Consider the following 20,712-nt stretch of genomic DNA (forward strand, 5'->3'; position numbering starts at 1 on the left):
ACCTACGGTTGTTGACGCTCAAAGATGCAATCGTCGCAGCCCTTGCTTTCATCCCCAGGTTCCGTAAACTACACCTGGGGACTTCCCGCAAGTTAGGTTAAATAGTTAATCTGCAAACCCCAGACAGAACAAGCCTGTCTGGGGTTTGTTTGTTAAGGATTGTTACTTAGTTTCTCATAACTGAGACTGAGATAGCTTTCATCTTTTATGTTCTATATTGTCTTGTTCAGGGAACAAGCAATCAAGTTTCAGAGAAAACCAATTTTTAAGGAGAGCGAAATGCTTGATGCTTTTTCTAGAGCTGTAGTTTCAGCAGATGCTAGCACTTCTACCGTATCTGATATTGCTGCTCTGAGAGCTTTCGTTGCCAGTGGTAACAGACGTTTGGATGCTGTAAATGCGATCGCAAGTAACGCTAGCTGCATGGTTTCTGATGCTGTTGCTGGGATGATCTGCGAAAACCAAGGTTTGATTCAAGCTGGTGGTAACTGCTATCCTAACCGTCGTATGGCTGCTTGCTTACGCGACGCAGAAATCATCTTACGCTATGTAACCTACGCTCTACTAGCTGGTGATGCTTCCGTTCTAGACGATCGTTGCTTAAATGGTTTGAAAGAAACCTATGCTGCTCTAGGCGTACCCACCACCTCTACAGTACGTGCCGTTCAAATCATGAAGGCTCAAGCTGCTGCTCACATTCAAGACACCCCCAGCGAGGCTCGTGCTGGTGCCAAATTACGTAAGATGGGAACCCCCGTTGTTGAAGATCGTTGCGCTAGCTTAGTTGCTGAAGCTTCTAGCTACTTCGATCGCGTAATCTCTGCTTTGAGCTAATAATTGCCACTTGCCATTAACTCAACAGATTGACATCCAACACAGTTTAAATAAAAAGCCTTTTGGGAGATTAAGAAATGAAATCAGTTGTTACCACCGTTATTGCATCGGCTGATGCTGCAGGTCGTTTCCCCAGCACCTCTGATTTAGAATCCGTACAAGGTTCTATTCAACGTGCATCTGCTCGTTTGGAAGCTGCTGAAAAGCTAGCTAACAACATCGATGCAGTTGCTACCGAAGCTTACAACGCTTGCATCAAGAAGTATCCTTACTTGAACAACGCTGGTGAAGCTAACTCCACCGATACCTACAAAGCTAAGTGCGCTCGTGACATCAAGCACTACTTGCGCCTAATCCAATACTGCTTAGTTGTTGGTGGTACAGGCCCATTGGATGAGTGGGGTATTGCTGGACAACGCGAAGTTTATCGCGCTTTAGGCTTACCCACCGCTCCTTACGTTGAAGCTTTAAGCTTTGCTCGTAACCGTGGTTGTGCGCCTCGCGATATGTCTGCTCAAGCATTGACCGAATACAATGCTTTACTAGACTACGCTATTAACTCTCTCTCCTAGTCAGTTGTCCAAGTTGTCATTTGGTAGCGAGGCTAAATTGTGACCCTACAAACCTAGAGGTTCTTGGCTGTTTGCTTTGCCTGTGAAGGTTGAGTATTAGCACAGAATCTCTGGGTTTGTTTTGTTGTTGGTCATTTGTCATTGGTCATTTGTCATTGGTTATAGCTGAACCAGTAGCAGCTAAGATTTATATATTATGGATAAACGCTTTTTTAATTTATTTAATCTCACAGAAGACCAAGCGATCGCGCTTTTGGATACTCCCCAAAACCAAGTGAGTGAAAATGATTCGCGCTATATTGCAGCTTCTCATTTAGTCAATTTCCCTACAGAAAAGTCAATCAATGCACTCATCCGTGCAGTGCAGCAAACTGACCCCTCGTTGGATAATCGGATCGTTCGGCGTAAATCAGTGGAGACTTTAGGACGACTCAAAGCCGCAACAGCTTTACCAGTTATCCGTACATGCCTGTTTGATGATGACTGCTATACTGTGGAAAATGCTGTCTGGGCAATTGGGGAAATTGGCACTCAAGACCACCATATATTAGAAGAAGTGGCGCAATTACTCGATAAGCCAGGGCAAACATATCGGGTAATTATTCATACATTAACTAAATTTAATTATGAACCAGCCTTAGAACGGATTCGCAAATTCATCAATGATAACGATCCACCAACAGCTAGTGCTGCGATCGCCGCAATTTGTCGCTTAACTGGAGACTATTCCCAGATGGGAAAAGTGGTGGCGATGTTACAACACCGCAATGTCTTAGGGCGACGTTTATCGATCCAAGATTTGATGGATGCGCGGTATTATGATGCCATTCCTCAGATTGCAAAATGTCCAGTCTCTTTGGTGTTTCGACTGCGGGGAATTCGCACTCTAGCAGAAGCGGGAATCGCTACCGGTGCAATTACTTTTGCCAAAGTTCAACCTTATTTAGAGCAGACATTATACGATCATCCCCAGGATTTGAGTTTGGTGCATAGTTACGATCGCCTTCCGAGCGTAGAAAATTTGATCCGCGAGTTGTATGAAACCGACTTTGGTCGTTGTTATTTAGCCACCAAAACTATATTAGAGCATTATGCCGATGCTGCACCGGAGGCTTTATTTGCCACTTATGCAGCAGAAGCGAATAATGATTATGGTGCCCACTTCCATGTAATGAAGCTATTCGGATGGTTAAAACATGCTCCAGCCTACGATTTACTAGTGGAAGCTTTGCATAACAAACAACCACAGTTTCAAAAATCACGAGCTGCTGCGGCGATCGCACTTGCTGAACTGGGAGATGCAAAAGCCATCCCGGAAATAAAAACCTGTTTAGAAACCAAAATTTGGGATCTCAAGTATGCAGCGTTGATGGCGCTGGAGAAACTAGGCGATATCAGTGGACACGAGCAACTAACACAAGATAGTGATTGGCTAATTGCTGCTAAAGCCTCAATAACCCTGAAAAAGCAAGAAATTACCGCCTAATTTTCCCAGTGAAAATCCCAAATAGCGATCGCTTAAACCACATCTATTTTGAGAACCATAGTTTTAAAAGTAGTGGGAGCATCTTGCTCCCTGGTGGTAGTAGCAGGCAAGACTTCGGCGTGAGCGCTCAGTCGAACGCTGCCCGCACTACTCCTAGTTTCAAAATGGACGAGGTTTATCTCCTATCCTTCAAGGAAACCAATTTATAGTAAGTTGGGATTTAGGCAAATCAATGAAATGTGTTTAAATCTGATTTTTCCTTTGTAAGTAAGTCGGTAGAAAAAACCAAACTATGTTACGAAACGTAAATTACCTTGAAACCCTTACCAATGACTAATGACTAATGACTAATGACAGCCCTTGCCAGTTCTGTTTAATTGCACCGCCCTACTTAATACTAATTATCTTTTAATTAAAAACAATGCCGACAACAGAAGAATTATTCCAACAACTGAAACACCCCAACCCCCACCTGCGGGATCAAGCAATGTGGGAATTGGCGGAAAATCCTGATGAGACAACTATCCCCCGGTTGATGAGTATTCTCGATGAAGAGGATACCACCTATCGCCGAGCAGCAGTAAAAGCCTTAGGTGCGATCGGCCCTGATGCGATAAATCCTTTAGTAGAAGCGTTACTTAATAGCGATAATGTCACCGTTCGCGGTAGTGCGGCTAAAGCCTTAGCGCAAGTCGCCATTAATCATCCAGATGTTCCCTTCGCAGCAGAAGGCGTACAGGGTTTAAAAACTGCTCTTAACGATCCCAATCCTGTAGTACATATTGCTGCTGTCATGGCTTTGGGTGAAATTGGTTCTCCTGTAGTTGATGTTTTGATTGAAGCATTGCAAACTACAGACAATCCAGCGCTAGGAATCTCGATAGTCAATGCTCTTGGCTCAATTGGCGATAGCCGAGGTGTAGAGGTTTTACAATCTCTAATTGACAATGAATCAACCGATTCTTACGTGCGCGAGTCGGCTATTAGCGCATTATCTCGCTTAGAAATGACAATGAAGTTTCAGCGAGGGGAAAAATAATGTTCTTGAGAGATGCGATCGCATCTTCAGGACATGGATAATTAAACTGTATGACAAATTAATGTTCTCCCCCGATGTCAGATTCCCAAGCAATTAGTGCAGCAGTCGCCAAACTCTACAATACCTATCCCTTCCCCCCAGAACCGTTATTAGATGAACCGCCTCCTGGTTATAACTGGCGCTGGAACTGGCTGACGGCGTATAACTTTTGTACCGGACAAAAACCCCCACAAACCAATGTCCGCATTCTTGATGCTGGTTGTGGTACGGGGGTGGGAACAGAATACTTAGTCCATCTCAATCCCGATGCGACTGTTGTGGGTATTGATTTGAGTGCTGGCGCATTAGCTGTAGCTCAAGAACGTTGTCAAAAATCAGGAGCAAGCAGGGTAGAATTTCATCATCTGAGTTTGTTTGATGTGGAACAGCTTCCTGGTGAATTTGAGCTAATTAACTGTGTGGGAGTTCTGCACCATACCCCTGACCCCATTCGCGGAATTCAAGCTTTAGCGAAAAAACTATCGCCTGGTGGTATAATGCACATTTTTGTGTATGGGGAACTGGGACGTTGGGAAATTAAATTGATGCAAGAAGCGATCGCACTTTTGCAAGGTGAAAAACGCGGCGATTACACCGATGGTGTCGCAGTAGGAAGACAGATATTTGCTGCACTACCAGAAGATAACCGCCTCCGCAAACGCGAACAAGAACGCTGGTCTTGGGAAAATCAAAGAGATGGTTACTTTGCAGATATGTATGTCCATCCCCAAGAAATTGATTACAACATCAATACAGTATTTGAATTAATCGATGCGTCGGGGTTAGAATTTCTCGGCTTTTCTAATCCCAAAGTGTGGGATTTAGAACGCTTGATTGGGAAAGCACCAGAGTTAATTGAACGTTCTCAAAATTTAAGCGATCGCCAACGTTATCGGTTAATTGAAATCCTCGACCCCCAAGCAATTACTCACTATGAGTTTTTCTTAGGACGCAACCCCATTAATAAAGAAGATTGGGCATCAGATACTAAGCTAATGTCTGCTGTACCGGAACCTAGTCCTTGCATTCAGGGATGGCGAGATAGTCAACAATTCTTTAATCAAGACTATCAAATTGTGCGTTTAAATGATGTCGAGTGGCAATTTCTCCTCGCCTGTGATGGAAATCAGACAACAGCGCAAATTTTGCAGTCAGTAGATGCGAGTTTAGCAGATGTGCGATCGCTCCAAAAACAGCAAATCATTCTTCTAACTTCCAGAATAGAGCTTGTCCTTAAATAGAGTGAGTTTTCTCCACTATTTAAAGTAGAATTCTGCCGCTAGTTCAGAATCCAACTAAAATGTTGCCGCTTGTCCATTGACACTATCGTGAAGTACCCCAGTTTGCCTTCGGCTGAAACTGGGGCTTCCAATTTCAACTAGCACAAAGACGGTCTTATTCGTCTTCAGGGTTTCCCGTCTCAACCGCCGTTGCCTCATTAAACACGCCAGATGCTTTACTTGGGGAAACCCCAAGACTGCACTGGCTCCCGTGTTCAACTTGGTCTTACACAGCGTCCACAGGCAGTCGCCCATCTTCCACTGGCAATTAATTGTTCTACGATACGTTTGTCTTGGATTTACAGCAATGGCTGACCAGCAGGACTCGCGTTTTCCCCGATCTCTGATGTTGCTGCGGCAAGTCTTACTACTTTGAAGTTAGCCTGTCTGATGTCCATACAGTCGGGAGGGTCAACGACCATTTTTATCTTACCATGTCACTCAACTTATTGAAGACTGGATCGACTCTTTGCCAAGTCCAAGGGTTGACGACTCCGACGCTCGATGACTCGCTCTAAGCGAAGCTATGCCGTTGGCGAAGCCTCTTGAAGAGAAGGCTTTACGCTCCGCTATCATCCACCCCACTCCCTAATCAATCTAACGATTGATATTGCTCGCAGGTGTAATCGTCGTCGTCCGTCTTACATCCCCTCCCTCAACGCAGTAGGGAGGGGCATTACGACGTTTCGGTAAATAATTATACTTGCAGCATGAGAATTTTATCAGAGTTAAAGTTGTTTTTCTTGATCGCGCTTACATCCCCATCCCCTTGGGGATGGGGATGTAAGCGCAGCAACATAAGGGGGTGACGCTCGTTCCTCGCTAGCGCTTCTGTGACTTGAAGAAGATTCTGTCCAGGTTGTCCAACTTTACTCCAAAAAAGAAGAGCCGGACTGCATTTCCGACTCTATAAGGCTTGATTTTATTAAAGGCGGCACCCGGATTTGAACCGGGGGATGGAGGTTTTGCAGACCTCGCAAAAAAACGTATTTATAGACATTTCAAGCGTTCAAATAAATTTTTACCCCAGTTTTACCCCAGAAAAAATTTCAGTGAACAAATATACGCAAGTGCAATAACCCTCTAGATATAATAAATTTCTCCCTGGATTGAAAATATTGTGAGGCTTCAAACACGCTTGATCACCCACCTAACACATTAAGTTGGTAACTTGGTAACTTGGTAACAAAATCCCGTATGTTCTTTGGCAGAGAAACCTTCTAGAGTGGTAACAAACTTGGTAACGATTGGGTAACAACCTTTCCTGTACTTACTGCACCCTTTGATATTAGGTCAGTTGAACCAAGAGAGAACGACGGTAACAGGATACTCCTCATTGTTAAATAATTGACGAGTATTGTTACCGTCATCAGATGTATTACCATTAAGGCATTCAAGCCTTACATTACCTTCTGTTACCAGTCTGTTAGCACTCTTGTTACCAGCTTCAAAGTCTATTGCACAAAGCAGTTAAGATACATTGTTACCAGTGTTACCGGAGTTATGTTTGATTTTGATTTGGTAAGCTCTACCGGACTTTTGATTGTCAACGGCATAACCCAAATCAACAACCTGTTTCATGAATGCTCTAGCTGCATCAGCAGTTAGTTTCTCGCGACTTGATGACCAGTGAGTAACGTCCCTTGCACTAATCCAATCCTTTTTTTGAAAGCGCTCTACAAATCGACTAATTTTTGATGAATCTGGATAAATTGTGATACCAGAGTCAGCATAAATAAGACGAGCTTGACCAATCAACCACTTTGTAAATGCGATCGCTGCTTCTAATAACTCACTTTCCACGATAATTTCCGGTGTGCGATCTTCAACAACAGCATTCACACAATGGATAATAAGAGCAATTCTAGCTGCTCTTTCTTTTGCTTTTGGATAAATGGCTCTCAATGCAGAATTTGGTTCGGTAAATTTCTCTTGTTCACACCAGTCATGCCAATCCCCCCAAATTTCTTGTCCACGTTGATCCAGTTGGTAAGTCTTAGGAGCCAATTTCTCTAAGTTTTTGTAGAGGGTTTGAAGCAATGCTGAGAGGTTATGAGTTGCTTCCTGAGATGGTCGTGGCATTTTAGTTAACGGTAACAGAATCCACAGAAATCGAGACCAAAACCCGTCGTCTTCGTTTAAATCACCCATATGCTTTTGCACAACACAGGGCTGAATTGTTCCTGCCACACTTACAGATGTACGAGATATAGATACTCTAGGTCCAGTTTTGCGGTTAATTTTGATAGATTGACCATTATAAGCAGACAGCCATATCTGGCGATCGTTACCTTGACCTGAAGAGCGATATTTATTAAACCCAGCAAAGAATCCTGCCAATTCATCGATCGCAAGAATAACTCCTCGATTTGCTTGCTTGCTCAAGCAATCAGCGATCGCCTCCATAGTTGCATCTTGAAGGTAATACTCCCTTGGAAATGGTTCAGTTGGCATATCCCCTCTTTCATCCTTCGGAAGTTTCTGCCATGTAGCTAATTCTTGTTTATATTGTGCTAATTCACGCTGATAAGTATCTTCAGCATCTGCCTGCAACTCTTCAAGCGGACTCAATATACTATTAAAAATCGGCGATTTTGTAGCACCTGTCTCCCCAACCAAACCCATCCACAGAATTGGAGGTGGACGGAAGTTTGTAGTAGCATCAATTTGAATACAAGTATTAACTCTTAATAAAGAAGCTGCAACAGGTAACAAAACCCCAATAAAAGTTTCTAGTGGAATATTGAAACGTTTGGCGAGGTGTGTCAACGGAATCGTCAGATGCGAAGAAAGTAATGATTGAACAGGTGCAGCTTGTTGAGTTAGTTTCAGGAAGCTTTGAACCTCTTGAACTAGTTCTTCTGTATCTTCTGATTCTTCAAGATATAGTGATAAAGATTGTGGATCAACCTTGTTCTCACTTCTGCTAGGGGTAGATGGAGTTTGCCAGCTATTGTGTTTAGCTAATAATCCTAATGTGCCTAGCCCAACTCCTTTACCAGATTTGAAAGATTTCCAATGCTTCCCACAGGCATTTTCTTCGTAGTTACTAGCTCCTCGACTCCAGTAATCCCACTCCGGTAACAAGTCTTGGCTAACAGAGTGTAGAGCCATTCCAACCTTAATCCACGTATCATAGTCTTCTGTTGGAGGAATTGCACTAAGGTAAGACAAAGCCAAATCCTTATCAGTCGATGTTTTTAAAATACTTAAGGTCTGGGATTTCAATTGAGTGGATTGATGCAGAGGTTTATTCTTCAGCATCTGCTCGATCATCCACATAGGAGCTTCTGCAATGTCACATTCCACAGGTGACTTACCTAAAGACCATTGATAAGTTCCTGTAACAGGATGATACCCAACAACAACAGACTGACAGCCATCCCAACGAAATTCCAGTTGTTCGGGTTTACCATCCTCTCCTTGGATATCTGTCTTAAATTTGTGTGTTTTTATCTGTTCCCAATACTGTGTTTGTACTCGATAAATAGACTGATAACGTCCTTCTCTACCTGATGTCACAGTAACTGTTTTTGGTAATGCCTCTTCCAGAGATTGTCCTGAAAGTTTCTCAATCAGAGCATCACAACTTGCCCCATCATGATCAACAAACAGTAAACCTTGTGATGGGGTGCCACACAGAACTCCAACTGCAAACCACCAGGAAACAGGGGGTTTAATAAGTCCTTCTTTCTGTTTTTCCACTGTTAGGCATTTGAAGCACCCAGTTTCAACTGCTGCTTCAAAATCCTGTGTTGTCAAAGGAGTATTTTGCCAGTTATTCCCGAATGGAGCTTTATTATTTCCCACTGCAACAAGTGCCCAATCTTCAGGTAGTAATTTCATATTCTGAAGAAGTTGCTGAGGCTTTATTGTGTTACTGGTGTTAGAATTATGAGCAGAAATTTTTTTTGTACTTTGGCGATCGCTGTTACTAGCAGTGATCGCTTCTTTGTGGGTTTCATCCATTTTTAATTCCTCTTTTTGTAGTTTCCATGAGCAGGTTTAATGGAATAGTATTGAAACTGCCTTGAAATAGCAGTGTCTCTTTTAAGGAGCATAAGAATCACCTTTTACCTTTTCGAGTCTTTTGTACTTCTAAACTTGCCAAATAGCGTGCAATCTCTTTTTGATGCGCGTCTGGGTTGTGCTTATTGGCAAGCCAATGAAGGCAAAGCGCCAGGTTATAGCGAATTGTTCTTGAATTCTCTTTAACATAATGAATTCCTTCAATCCATTCACCACGTTGCCGTATTGCTTTTAGGGTATGTGAACTATACCCAATGTGTTGGGCTAAAATGTTTTTGTTGCAGAAAGAGAAAGACATATAATCATTTGCTGGTGTAGGCATAGTAAACTTTCCTGACTATTAGAGTAATTAGCAAGATAATCTCTACTCTCATATAGGAATAATTTCTTGATTGGGAATATTCGAGTGAGAAACTTAGATATTTAGAGGTTTCTACTTATTTTATTGCACGCTTTTTAAGCGCAAATACAATATTAAAACCTCGCTTTTTTTCAAAATAACCTTAAAAATCTCTAATCTAACAATCAATTCAAACCTGTAAACTATTATTACAATATATGAATTTAAGCTGATTTATGGTATATGGCTGAACAATGGCAATAATATTGGTTACATAGTCAATACACACATCAAATGCAAAAATTATTTTTTTTTAAATATCAAACACCATCTAATGTTGAATCCTCAACTTTAACAAGACGGTATATTAAAGCACCTAAAGCTTTACAAGAACTGCCACTAATCCTGATTCCAGAAAACTTGTTATCTCTTTCTGTTGAGATGAAGCAGCATCCATTCATTCAAACAGCAATACAGAAATGGCTTGATACTGCAAGAAAAAATGATGAGCTTTTGCGAATTAAGCGTCGTTGGATTCCACACCTCCCTATTTACATACCAGATACACTGAAAGGGCAAGAGTTTTTTAAAATTGCTAAAGCAATAGGTGAAATTCCTTTAACTGCATCGGTTCTGCCTAAGAATCAAAACCAATTTTATTGGCTAAAAACGCTACATTACTTTTGGCAAGCGAGAGGAGTAGTTATAGCGCAACAATTACTTGGACTAATACAAGATCCTTTCGCAGAAGGAGGTGTTCTGGTTGATGACTTGCCAGAAAGCAGCATTAATAACCTTAAAATGACTAGAGAGATAGATATTGCTTGCTACCAAATTTTACTGAAAGGTGAGAAATATATAAAACAATGGGCAAAAAAGAATAAAATTAACTATGGGTTTAGTCATCCTTTAGAACTTTTTATTGATATCCTTAAACAAGATTTTCTATATATATGGCATTTGGGTCCATATAACCAAGATTGGGAATGGGTTACAAAAAGAATGCAGCGAGATAATATCGCTACTCGTGCTTACCTGCTCAAAGAAGCAATTTGGCAAGAGTCGTCTCTAGATAATGCTTATTACTCAAAAAAGAAGGAAGAATACCTTAAGTATTTGCAAGAGGCAGGTTGGAACGCCTATTGGTTATTGGCAATGCGATCGCAAATTACTTCTCGGTATAACAAGCACTTAGAACCATATTTAGAAAAATACCTCAATGCTTTTACTAAAGGTAAAGAACTTTTTGTAGATGAATTCGATTGGCGGAGTGGAGAACCTTACAAAAAGCGAGAAACGAACGGAAAAATCACAAACAGTCCTAGAAAAGTAAAAGGAACTATTGATGAGTGGGGACATATCGTTTGGGTTTGGGATTAATATTTCTTAATATGTTTAAACTCATTTGTATTCATTTGAATTAATTTGCTATTCCTTGTATATAACATTTGTTATAAGCAAGGAATAAAACTTTATGTATTATTCGGTTTACGCTAGTCAAGTATCTGTTAAATTACTGGTTCACAACTTTTATCTTCAAGCAATTAATATTGCAAGATTTTATTTATCATATTACTCTCCAATAAATAAAATATTTTATAGGATAATTCGCGAAGTTAATAATATAAATTACGGAGTTTTGTGCATAACCAATTCAAGTGGATTATGCACAAAAAAGCTGGTAGAATTAGCCAATAATGTACCTGATTCTACTATTAATGCAGAAGAGATGGAACGATTAGATATTGGCTATGCTCGTGTATCTTCCCGTGAACAAGCTGAAGATACAAATGCGTTAGAACAACAAATAGCTAGACTGAGGGATGCTGGAGCAAAGCACATTTTTACTGATGTTGAGAAAGGCAAGAAGGATGATCGTACCCAGTATCAGGAATTAATGCGACTTATTGAAGTAGGTAAAGTTCGGACAGTTTTCATTACTAGAATTGACCGCATTACTCGCTCTTTACCTACTCTGAGAAAAATTGTTGATGTCCTTCAAAAATATGATGTAAATCTAGTAATTCTTGATCAAAAAATGGATTTGAGTACCCCACAAGGAAAACTTATGCTCAATATGTTAGGGGTACTAGCTGAATGGGAAGTAGATTTACTTTCAGAACGGATTAAGCGAGGGAAAGAACACCAACGAAAACAAACCTGGGCTAATGGTTCTTGTCCTTTCGGTCTAGTTGTCATTGATCGCCAATATTTTTTGGATCTCACCCCTTTTCTGTGTCTATTGACAGATCGACCAGAAAACTACCGAGATTTTTATAGTGATTCGATGCATGAAGAAGCAATGCAGAATTTACCGCATCGAACAATAGCTGAAATTGCCAGAGATTGTATTGAGATTTTTCTTGCGGTAAAAGGTATTACTCCTGCACTAAAGAAAATTTTTAACAAGTACGGTGTGTGTAAAACTAAAGCTAAGAAAAATGGCACGGACAAAGTTCTTCATTGGACTAAACGTGGATTTTCTGTATGGCTTCAGAATCCAATTTTGGATGGGCATACTTGTTATGGTCAACGGAGTTCTGATAGTAAAAGAAAGCTTAAACCACGCGAGGAGTGGCAAATTATACATAATACTCACCCTAACCAACGACTTCTTAGGGATGGGGAAGCGGAAGAAATTCAGCGAATAATGCAAGCAAACACCCAAATGTGTGCTGGGGCATTTGGAACAAAGAGAAGCCCTGAAGAGGGTTATCGTCCTTATGCCTATCAAATTGGTTTAGTTTATTGCGCGGAATGTGGATCTCGCTGTATTCAAAAGGGAATGTACACCTTATCCAAACAGTATAGTTACTATGCCTGTCGGCACTCTGGTGTTGGTTGCAACAATTCCAAAAACGTTAAACAACATGCCATTGAGGAAGCACTAATTACAGCACTACTGGAGAAATCTCATAGTCTTAGTCAGGATAATAAGGAGACAATTGATGTAGTCCCTTTTAAAACCGAGCGTTTGCAAAAGCTAGAAGCACAACTCGCTTTCTTCGAGCAGTTTCCTGGATTTAACCCTGGAGCAGAAGAACTTAAAGCGCAACTAAAACGCCAGATTGAAGAAGAAACTAATTTCTTTGAGTCTAAGCAACTGGAGGACAAGACTGTTGAGGAGATTATTCAAGTAGGCAATAACTTGGGAATTTGGCGATCGCTATCTAACAATGAGAAGGTTCAGATATATCGTCGCATAGTTCATAGAATTTTCATTCGTGATGGTCAGATAGAATCCATCATTTTTCAAAACACTTCTTCTGTCAAAGTGGAGAACCATGATGAATGTGCTTGAACTTCTTCGACTAAAACAGTTAAGGTTTGAAGTTGCTTCCCAACTAGTTTTGCAAGAGTGGCAACCTGAAGACTTGACTATACCTAAATGCCCTAAATGCGATCGCAAAGGTTCTGCCACTTCTTACCAGAGTCAGGGAAACCGCGTTTGCTATTGTATCCAGTGTAATTACTACTTCAAAGAAATTCCTCCTTCTCGCACTTGCCAATGTACTGTTCCTGGTCATGATAAAGGGTGTCATGGTTGTCCAAACTTTGAGAAATTTATGGAACATATTGGCAAGCAACTTCTAGAACTTGAGCATTTGAATCTTGCACAGCTACGGGGTTTGTTACCTCACAAGCATTAACCATAAAAGAACTGATGGGAGTGAGCAATACAAACAGCGATCGCATATCACAGCGATAGTCTAAAATTCCTCTATTCTGCGATCGCAAAATTCCATTCCCCTAAAACTGGATGATGTATTGACATTGTGGTAAAGACTGGCAAGTATTTACAGATATGTAGTGCATTCGCCGACAGTATCCATTTCGGCACAGTGACCCCAGCTAGGTAGAGAAGAGTACTATCTCTATAACTGATGTCAAGTGTGTCAATAAGCAAATTTTATAATTTAATAAATTAAAATTAAGGGTTTACTCTGTAGCAGAAAAAATTATTAATAGCTTACTTTGTTAATAACGTATTAATAAAAAAGATCATGAGTAGGTAAAAACAATGGATATAGACAATTATGAAAAGATAAGAAGCGAAATTGAGAATAGAGAAAATAATTACGAAAATGAATTATTGAAAGAAAATGTAAAACTAGGAATTCATGATATTCGGAAAAAAATAATAACAAATCCCAAGAGAGCAAGTGTTTTATTTTATATTCTAAATATTATCTGGCAAGAATACCAAGATTTATCTAATAGTTGGCAAACCAGTATTGAAAATATAAATAAAACAGAGCTATTATATGCACATCTACCAGAAATTGACCGTCATAGTTGGCTAATTATTATGACTAATGAGTTTATAAAGGATATCCAAGAAATAGATCGCAAACTTCAGGGGAGAATTTTAGAAGCGATTACTTATATTAGTCAGAAACCTTTAGAATCTATGGGTGATACAGTAAAACCTTTAACAGGTGACTTAAAAGGTATGTGGCGTTATCGAATTGGTGATCACAGGCTTGTGTATATTCCATTGGTTGAGAGCAAGAAAGTGATATTAATTACCTTTGCTAGCCGTAAAGAGGTTTATAAGGTGTGATGGCAAATCCACCTTTTAATGTCGATAAGGTGGACAAAGAAAAAATCAAAGGAGATCCGCGTGTTAGCAAATTTGGAATGCCCAAAGCAGATAATGCTAATTACCTGTGGATTCATTTTTTCTGGAGTGCATTGAATGAAACAGGTAGAGCAGGATTTGTCATGGCGAATTCTGCTAGTGATGCGCGAGGAACTGAATTAGAAATTCGGCAGAAACTTATCCAATCCCATGCAGTGGATGTGATGATTACTGTTGGTTCTAATTTTTTCTACACTGTGACTTTACCCTGTACTTTGTGGTTTTTGGATAAGGGGAAAGCAGATACTATCCGCAGGGATAAGGTATTATTTCTGGATGCTAGGCACATTTACCGTCAAATTGACCGTGCCCATCGGGAGTTTAGCGCAGAACAGATTGAATTTTTGGCGAATATTGTCAGGTTGTACAGAGGTGAAGCAGTAGAGACAACCAATGGTAGTCAAGCATTGCTAGCGGAGAAATTCCCCCAAGGACAATATATTGATGTACCTGGACTTTGTAAGGTAGCAACGTTAGAAGAAATTGCAGCGCAGGGATGGAGTTTAAACCCTGGACGTTATGTGGGTGTTGCGGAACGAGTGGTAGAAGATTTTGATTTTACTGAGAAGTTGGAAGAATTGAATGAGGAATTGGAGGTTTTGAATCTGGAAGCGAGAGAATTAGAGGAGAGAATTGCTGAGAATGTGGCGAAATTGTTAGAACAAAGTTAATGCATCCCTTCTTTTAGCTGAGGTAAAAGTTATGAATATCACACTTAAACCAGAAATCGAGCAATTTATTCAAGCGCAACTTGCTACAGGTAGATATGCAAATGCTGAGGAAGTGATTAGTAAAGCATTGAAATTGCTGGAAAAACAGGATAAGGAGTATCAGGAATGGGTAGAAGAAACTCGCCAAAAAGTTGATGTTGCAATTGCAGAACTTGAGCGTGGTGAAGGGTTAGATGGTGAGACTGTAGTAATGCAAATACTCGACAGATTCCAAAAAGCGCGTGAGGGTGAGGAATGAGTAATTACATTATCTCACCATCTGCCAGTCGAGATTTAAATGAAATTGCTGATTACTTTCTTGCAAGAAATCTGGAAGCAGGAGAAAAGTTATTTAGAGAATTTAATAAAAAGTGCCAAAATTTAGCTAACTTCCCCAGCATGGGACGTAGTTATGCTCATATTAAACCCTCATTGCGTGGTTTACCGCTAGATGGATATGTAATTCTTTATCAAGTTCTTGATGACGGGATAGAAATTTTGCGCGTGGTGAGTGGTTATCGAGATTTGGAGTCTTTGTTTGCAGATGAAGAGTAAATTTTTAAGGTTGATATACATAAGTAGAAAAATATTTTAAAATCTAAAATTAGTGGAGAGCATATTTTGAAGGGAATAGGTATTATATTAAAATCTCTTATTCAAGAATCAAAAGATGGCGAATGGGGCAAAGATGAGCCACTTGAAGATTATGTGAAAATGGCTGTCATTAGAGGAACAGACTTTGAATCTGTCAGAGAAGGAAAGATAACTGCTCTTCCTATTAGATATATTCCAAAGCGTATTGCAGAACGCAAAACTCTTCAGATCAATGATATTTTATTAGAAACTGCTGGTGGTTCTAAAGACCGTCCCACAGGTCGTTCTGTTTTTATCAAACCGTCAATAATTCACCAATCTGATTTACCCTTCACTTGTGCTAGCTTTAGTAGATTTATTCGTATCGATCCAACAAAAGCTGATCCTAGCTATATTTTTTGGCATCTACAATATCTTTATAATGCTGGATATTTGTTGCAATACCATACACAGCACACTGGAGTAGCAAGGTTCCAATATACAGTTTTCTCAGAAAATGAAGAACTATATTTACCCCCTCTCCCCACACAGAAGAAAATCGCTGGCATACTCTCAGCATATGATGACCTAATAGAAAACAACACAAAACGCATCAAAATATTAGAAGAAATGGCACAAATCCTCTACCATGAGTGGTTTGTCAAATTCCGCTTCCCTGGTCATGAACACACCAAAATGGTTGATTCTGAATTGGGGTTAATTCCTGAAGGGTGGGAAGTAAAGAAATTAGATGATATCGTGTTAGAAATTATTGACTATCGAGGGAAAACACCTAAAAAACTTGGTGGGGATTGGTCAGAGTCGGGAATTATTGCTATTTCTGCTAAGAATATTAAACAAGGTAAAATCATCAATTTAGATAAATCAAAGTTTGTGGATGAAAGTTTATATAAAAAATGGATGAAATCTGAATTAAAACAAGGTGATATTCTAATGACCTCTGAAGCACCTTTGGGAGAACTCTACTATTTAGTTGAAAATAAAAAATTTTGTTTAAGTCAGAGAGTTTTTAGTATCAGAGCTAATCCAGAAACACTCATGCCTGTTATTCTTTATTGTGCATTAAGTTCGTCTATTATACAGGAACAAATTTATGCACGTCAAAGTGGAACAACCGTTTTAGGTATTCGCCAAACAGAATTGAGAAAGGTTCCTGTGATAGTCCCATCAATGGGATTACAAATACCTGCTGCACAAATGTTAGAAAATTTATTTAAAGCTATCGAAACCTTGGAAGCAAAAAACTCCAACCTCCGCCAAACCCGCGATTTACTCCTCCCCAAACTTATCTCAGGAGAAATCGACGTAGAACAGCTAGACATCACCACAGAAGACATAGCAGCATAAATAGACAAGTGGAATAATTAAAAATAAAACTCATAACCTACACATGAAACCACTAAAACGAATCACATTTAACCCAGAAATCATGGGTGGCAAACCTTGCATTCGAGGTATGCGTGTTACTGTAGGTACAATTGTCGGTTTAATGGCAGCAGGACATACCCCAGAGGATATTCTCAACGCCTACCCATACCTAGAACGCGAGGATATTTATGAAGCTTTAGCTTATGCTGCATGGCGGGTAGAAGAAATTGAAGTACCCCTTGCTTCTGCATCGCGTTAAAAATGACAACTAAAGTCAATTTAGTATAAGCAACAGATACCTAAAAATCGTATTGAGGTACTTGAATATCGTGTTGAGGTACTTAAATATCGTGTTGAGGTACTTAAATATCGTGTTGAGGTACTTCAAAGTCGTGTTGAGGTACTTCAAAGTCGTGTTGAGGTACTTCAAAGTCGTGTTGAGGTACTTAAATATCGTGTTGAGGTACTTCAAAGTCGTGTTGAGGTACTTAAATATCGTGTTGGGTTTCTACCAATACTGCGCCTCTGCGTGAGAAAATCACCCCCTCCATCCCCAACGCCGAACTTTTGAGTTAAAAATGGAGTAAATCGATACTCCATACTTATGCGTCCACCTCACCCAGACTCAGAAGCAGCGCTAGAAAACTCCACCATAGAGCTATTTTCGCAACTGCAATGGCAAACAGCTAATTGTTACCATGAAACCTTTGGTACAAACAGCACACTGGGGAGACAAACAAGGGATGAGGTAGTTTTAATTCCTAAATTGCAATCAGCTATCCGCAACTTAAACCCTGACTTACCCACAGAAGCTATCCAACTTGCTATTGAAGAACTAACTCGTGACAGAAGCACGTTGAGTTTAGCGAATGCGAATGCAGAAATTTATCAACTCCTCAAAGATGGGGTGAAAGTCAGTTTTAAAAATGATGAGGGTGAGGATCAAGCAGAAACAGTCAAAGTCATTGACTGGAATCACCCAGAAAATAATAACTTCTTTCTCGCTTCCCAATTCTGGGTAACAGGAGAAATTTACACCAGAAGAGCAGATTTAGTTGGGTTTGTGAATGGTTTACCTTTAGTTTTCATTGAACTAAAAGCACATCACCAACGCTTAGAACTTGCCTATAAAAATAATCTCACAGATTACAAGCAAACTATCCCGCAACTTTTCTGGTACAACGCATTTATCATCATCTCCAATGGCATAAAAAGTCGCATTGGTAGTTTAACTGCGAAATGGGAACATTTCGCTGAGTGGAAGAAAATCAACTCAGAAGGAGAAGAAGGAATAATTTCTCTAGATACGATTATTAGAGGTACTTGTGAACCTACCAAATTACTGGATCTAGTTGAAAATTTTATCTTCTTTTACTCTGCCAAAGGCACTTTAGTAAAAATCGTTGCCAAAAATCATCAATATTTAGGTGTTAACCAAGCACTTACCGCAGTTAAGGAAATCAAAACCAACCAAGGCAGATTAGGAGTATTTTGGCATACCCAAGGAAGCGGTAAAAGTTACTCAATGGTTTTCTTCTCCCAAAAAGTGCTGCGTAAACTCTATGGGAACTGGACATTTGTAATTATTACCGACAGAGAAGACTTAGACGAACAAATCTACAAAAACTTTGCCTATGCTGGTGCTGTGACAGAAATCGAAAAAAATGTCCGCGCCAAAAGTGGAGAACACCTCAAACAACTCCTGCAAGAAGATCATCGCTACATTTTCACGATGATTCAAAAATTCCGCACCGAAAAAGGCGGAACCTATCCCCAACTTTCAGATAGGTCAGATATTATCGTCATTGCGGATGAAGCACACCGCAGTCAGTATGACACATTTGCTGGCAACATGAGGAATGCGTTACGCAATGCAGCATTTATTGGTTTTACTGGTACACCTTTAATGCTAGGAGAACAAGAAACCAAAAAAACCTTTGGTGATTACATCAGTATTTATAACTTCCGCCAATCGATAGAAGATAGCGCCACAGTTCCCCTTTACTACGAAAACCGCATTCCTGAATTACAACTCACCAATGATGCACTCAATGAAGATATGGCAGAAATCATTGAATCTGCATCATTGGATGAGGAAGAAGAAGAGAAATTAGCCAGACAATGTGCCAGAGAATATCAAATAATTACCAGAGATGACCGATTAGAAAAAATCGCTGAAGATATTGTCAGTCATTTACTAGGTAGAGGATACCAAGGGAAAGCAATGATTGTCAGCATTGACAGATTTACTGCTGTCAAAATGTACAACAAAGTGCAGCACCACTGGCAACAACACCTGCAACAATTAAAAAATCAACTTGCTGAGTCTAATATCAGCGAATTTGAACGCAAAAAATTATCAGTCACTATTAAATATATGGCAGAAACAGATATGGCAGTAGTCATATCTCAATCTCAAAATGAAGTAGAAGCATTCCAGCAAAAACAATTAGACATCACTCCTCACCGCCAAAGGTTAGTGAATGAATCTCCGCCACTAGATGAAAAATTCAAAGATGCATCTCATCCCCTACGCATTATCTTTGTCTGCGCCATGTGGATCACGGGATTTGATGTCCCCAGTTGTTCCACCATTTACCTCGACAAACCAATGAAGAATCATACTCTCATGCAAACCATTGCTAGAGCAAATCGCGTCTTCCCAGGTAAAGTCAATGGTTTAATTGTTGATTACATTGGTGTGTTCCGCGATTTACAGAAAGCACTAGCTATCTATGGTTCCGCATCTGGTGGTGGTGTCCGAGAAGGAGATACCCCAGTTAAAGCGAAAACTGCTTTAGTGGCACAATTGAGAGAGCAGATCGCAGAAACTACAGCATTCTGTACCCAAAAAGGCATTGATTTTGCTGTACTTGACTCAGCACAGGGTTTTGCACGCACCAAGTTTTGGGCAGATGCAGTGGAATCCATCATTATTAATGATGATGCCAAAAAAACTTATCTCTCCCTAGCAGGTAACGTTAACAAACTCTACAAAGCGATTCTCCCAGATCCTGCTGCCAATGAGTTTACTGCTATCAATGCTCACTTGCAGACAATCAAGGAGCAAATTCTGGCAGAAGTACCAGAGGTGGATGTCTCCGAAGTGATGGAACAAGTGGAAGAACTGTTAGATTTGTCTATCACTGCTGGGGAATTTGTAATTCAGGAATCCCACTCTCACCTCATCGACTTGAGCCAAATCGACTTTGAAGCGTTAAAAAATAAGTTTGCTACTACTGACTACCAGAGAACAGAGACAGAAAAACTCAAAACAAGCATCGCCCAAAAACTCCAGCAGATGGTGACGTTAAATAAAACTCGCATCGACTACCTGGAGAAATTCCAGCAGATGATAGCAGAGTACAATGCTGACTCCCGCAACGTGCAGATGTTCTTCAATGATTTGATTAACTTTGCTCAGGAATTGGGTGCTGAAGATAAAAGAGCGATCGCACAAAATCTCTCTGAAGAAGAACTAGCAATTTTTGACTTACTGACTAAACCAGAAATTCAACTGACTAAGCAAGAGGAACAGGAAGTCAAACAAGTTGCTAAAGAATTGCTGAAAACTCTCAAGCAAGAGAAGTTAGTTTTGGATTGGAAGAAGAGACAGCAAACCAGAGCATCCGTGGAAGTGGCGATTAAGGATAGTTTGGATAGATTACCTCAGAGTTATTCTGCTGAAATATATGAACAGAAGTGTGAGGAAGTTTATCAGCACATTTATGAGAATTATTCTGGACAAGGAAGTATTTATGATGCTGGTGCGTGAATGC

At 40.1% G+C, this 20,712-nt stretch carries 17 protein-coding genes; 15 read left to right on the forward strand and 2 right to left on the reverse strand.

All coding sequences use genetic code 11. The annotated features are described in order from the left end of the window. The first annotated feature begins 279 nt into the window (after positions 1–279). From cpeB to AACW45_RS31710, 5 genes are all read left to right on the forward strand, one after another. Positions 280–834 carry a C-phycoerythrin subunit beta gene (gene cpeB / locus AACW45_RS31690; protein WP_096577369.1) on the forward strand — a complete coding sequence of 185 codons (555 nt, stop codon included), beginning with the start codon at positions 280–282 and terminating at the stop codon, positions 832–834. Positions 835–911: 77 nt separating this feature from the next. Next, entirely contained in the window at positions 912–1,406 is a 495-nt protein-coding gene (gene cpeA / locus AACW45_RS31695; protein ID WP_190550640.1) for a C-phycoerythrin subunit alpha, read from the forward strand. Between the two features lie 196 nt (positions 1,407–1,602). Next, the gene (locus tag AACW45_RS31700; RefSeq protein WP_190636929.1) at positions 1,603–2,892 is read left to right on the forward strand and encodes a HEAT repeat domain-containing protein; all 1,290 of its coding nucleotides are present in this window, start codon (positions 1,603–1,605) and stop codon (positions 2,890–2,892) included. A gap of 421 nt (positions 2,893–3,313) precedes the next feature. Further along, complete coding sequence (locus AACW45_RS31705; protein ID WP_190636931.1) at positions 3,314–3,931, forward strand: HEAT repeat domain-containing protein; 618 nt, start codon at positions 3,314–3,316, stop codon at positions 3,929–3,931. Positions 3,932–4,005: 74 nt separating this feature from the next. Further along, entirely contained in the window at positions 4,006–5,211 is a 1,206-nt protein-coding gene (locus AACW45_RS31710; protein ID WP_190636932.1) for a class I SAM-dependent methyltransferase, read from the forward strand. 1,509 nt (positions 5,212–6,720) lie between these two features. Here AACW45_RS31710 and AACW45_RS31715 read toward each other — a convergent pair. Both AACW45_RS31715 and AACW45_RS31720 read right to left on the reverse strand, forming a co-directional pair. Next, complete coding sequence (locus AACW45_RS31715) at positions 6,721–9,219, reverse strand: DUF3987 domain-containing protein (RefSeq protein WP_190636934.1); 2,499 nt, start codon at positions 9,217–9,219, stop codon at positions 6,721–6,723. 97 nt (positions 9,220–9,316) lie between these two features. Beyond that, on the reverse strand, positions 9,317–9,601 hold the full coding sequence (locus tag AACW45_RS31720; RefSeq protein WP_242045798.1) for a hypothetical protein: 285 nt from the start codon (positions 9,599–9,601) through the stop codon (positions 9,317–9,319). Positions 9,602–9,913: 312 nt separating this feature from the next. Here AACW45_RS31720 and AACW45_RS31725 point away from each other — a divergent pair, with 312 nt between their 5' ends. The 10 genes from AACW45_RS31725 (at position 9,914) to AACW45_RS31770 (ending at position 20,708) form a co-directional block, all read left to right on the forward strand. Then, entirely contained in the window at positions 9,914–10,999 is a 1,086-nt protein-coding gene (locus tag AACW45_RS31725; protein ID WP_190636936.1) for a hypothetical protein, read from the forward strand. Between the two features lie 94 nt (positions 11,000–11,093). After that, on the forward strand, positions 11,094–12,920 hold the full coding sequence (xisF, locus tag AACW45_RS31730) for a fdxN element excision recombinase XisF (protein WP_242045799.1): 1,827 nt from the start codon (positions 11,094–11,096) through the stop codon (positions 12,918–12,920). Further along, complete coding sequence (locus tag AACW45_RS31735) at positions 12,904–13,269, forward strand: hypothetical protein (protein ID WP_190636938.1); 366 nt, start codon at positions 12,904–12,906, stop codon at positions 13,267–13,269. The genes xisF and AACW45_RS31735 overlap by 17 nt, the downstream gene beginning before the upstream one ends. A 371-nt stretch (positions 13,270–13,640) precedes the next feature. After that, on the forward strand, positions 13,641–14,183 hold the full coding sequence (locus tag AACW45_RS31740) for a type II toxin-antitoxin system RelE family toxin (RefSeq protein WP_190636939.1): 543 nt from the start codon (positions 13,641–13,643) through the stop codon (positions 14,181–14,183). Next, positions 14,183–14,932, forward strand: a complete 750-nt coding sequence (locus AACW45_RS31745; RefSeq protein ID WP_242045800.1) for an N-6 DNA methylase — start codon at positions 14,183–14,185, stop codon at positions 14,930–14,932. The genes AACW45_RS31740 and AACW45_RS31745 overlap by 1 nt, the downstream gene beginning before the upstream one ends. A 31-nt stretch (positions 14,933–14,963) precedes the next feature. Then, a complete protein-coding gene (locus tag AACW45_RS31750; RefSeq protein ID WP_190636941.1) occupies positions 14,964–15,230 on the forward strand; it encodes a type II toxin-antitoxin system ParD family antitoxin in 267 nt (88 codons plus the stop codon). Beyond that, complete coding sequence (locus AACW45_RS31755) at positions 15,227–15,526, forward strand: type II toxin-antitoxin system RelE/ParE family toxin (RefSeq protein WP_190636943.1); 300 nt, start codon at positions 15,227–15,229, stop codon at positions 15,524–15,526. Before AACW45_RS31750 ends, AACW45_RS31755 begins: the two co-directional genes overlap by 4 nt. Before the next feature lie 66 nt (positions 15,527–15,592). After that, the gene (locus AACW45_RS31760; RefSeq protein WP_199331276.1) at positions 15,593–16,912 is read left to right on the forward strand and encodes a restriction endonuclease subunit S; all 1,320 of its coding nucleotides are present in this window, start codon (positions 15,593–15,595) and stop codon (positions 16,910–16,912) included. 43 nt (positions 16,913–16,955) lie between these two features. Next, positions 16,956–17,192 carry a DUF433 domain-containing protein gene (locus tag AACW45_RS31765; protein ID WP_190636945.1) on the forward strand — a complete coding sequence of 79 codons (237 nt, stop codon included), beginning with the start codon at positions 16,956–16,958 and terminating at the stop codon, positions 17,190–17,192. A 345-nt stretch (positions 17,193–17,537) separates the two neighbouring features. Continuing rightward, positions 17,538–20,708, forward strand: coding sequence for a type I restriction endonuclease subunit R (locus AACW45_RS31770; RefSeq protein WP_190636947.1), 3,171 nt, complete (start codon positions 17,538–17,540; stop codon positions 20,706–20,708). Positions 20,709–20,712: the final 4 nt, after the last annotated feature.

The organism is Calothrix sp. FACHB-168 (assembly GCF_963889195.1).
Classification (GTDB): domain Bacteria; phylum Cyanobacteriota; class Cyanobacteriia; order Cyanobacteriales; family Nostocaceae; genus Aulosira; species Aulosira anomala_A.

Bases quoted from the DNA above. Each gene is read 5' to 3' on its own strand.
- cpeB (WP_096577369.1), top strand. From the start codon at position 280: ATGCTTGATGCTTTTTCTAGAGCTGTAGTTTCAGCAGATGCTAGCACT.
- AACW45_RS31735 (WP_190636938.1), top strand. From the start codon at position 12,904: ATGATGAATGTGCTTGAACTTCTTCGACTAAAACAGTTAAGGTTTGAA.
- xisF (WP_242045799.1), top strand. From the start codon at position 11,094: ATGTATTATTCGGTTTACGCTAGTCAAGTATCTGTTAAATTACTGGTT.
- AACW45_RS31740 (WP_190636939.1), top strand. From the start codon at position 13,641: ATGGATATAGACAATTATGAAAAGATAAGAAGCGAAATTGAGAATAGA.
- AACW45_RS31720 (WP_242045798.1), bottom strand. From the start codon at position 9,601: ATGCCTACACCAGCAAATGATTATATGTCTTTCTCTTTCTGCAACAAA.
- AACW45_RS31705 (WP_190636931.1), top strand. From the start codon at position 3,314: ATGCCGACAACAGAAGAATTATTCCAACAACTGAAACACCCCAACCCC.
- AACW45_RS31770 (WP_190636947.1), top strand. From the start codon at position 17,538: ATGCGTCCACCTCACCCAGACTCAGAAGCAGCGCTAGAAAACTCCACC.
- AACW45_RS31700 (WP_190636929.1), top strand. From the start codon at position 1,603: ATGGATAAACGCTTTTTTAATTTATTTAATCTCACAGAAGACCAAGCG.
- AACW45_RS31710 (WP_190636932.1), top strand. From the start codon at position 4,006: ATGTCAGATTCCCAAGCAATTAGTGCAGCAGTCGCCAAACTCTACAAT.
- cpeA (WP_190550640.1), top strand. From the start codon at position 912: ATGAAATCAGTTGTTACCACCGTTATTGCATCGGCTGATGCTGCAGGT.
- AACW45_RS31765 (WP_190636945.1), top strand. From the start codon at position 16,956: ATGAAACCACTAAAACGAATCACATTTAACCCAGAAATCATGGGTGGC.
- AACW45_RS31755 (WP_190636943.1), top strand. From the start codon at position 15,227: ATGAGTAATTACATTATCTCACCATCTGCCAGTCGAGATTTAAATGAA.
- AACW45_RS31745 (WP_242045800.1), top strand. From the start codon at position 14,183: ATGGCAAATCCACCTTTTAATGTCGATAAGGTGGACAAAGAAAAAATC.
- AACW45_RS31725 (WP_190636936.1), top strand. From the start codon at position 9,914: ATGCAAAAATTATTTTTTTTTAAATATCAAACACCATCTAATGTTGAA.
- AACW45_RS31715 (WP_190636934.1), bottom strand. From the start codon at position 9,219: ATGGATGAAACCCACAAAGAAGCGATCACTGCTAGTAACAGCGATCGC.
- AACW45_RS31750 (WP_190636941.1), top strand. From the start codon at position 14,964: ATGAATATCACACTTAAACCAGAAATCGAGCAATTTATTCAAGCGCAA.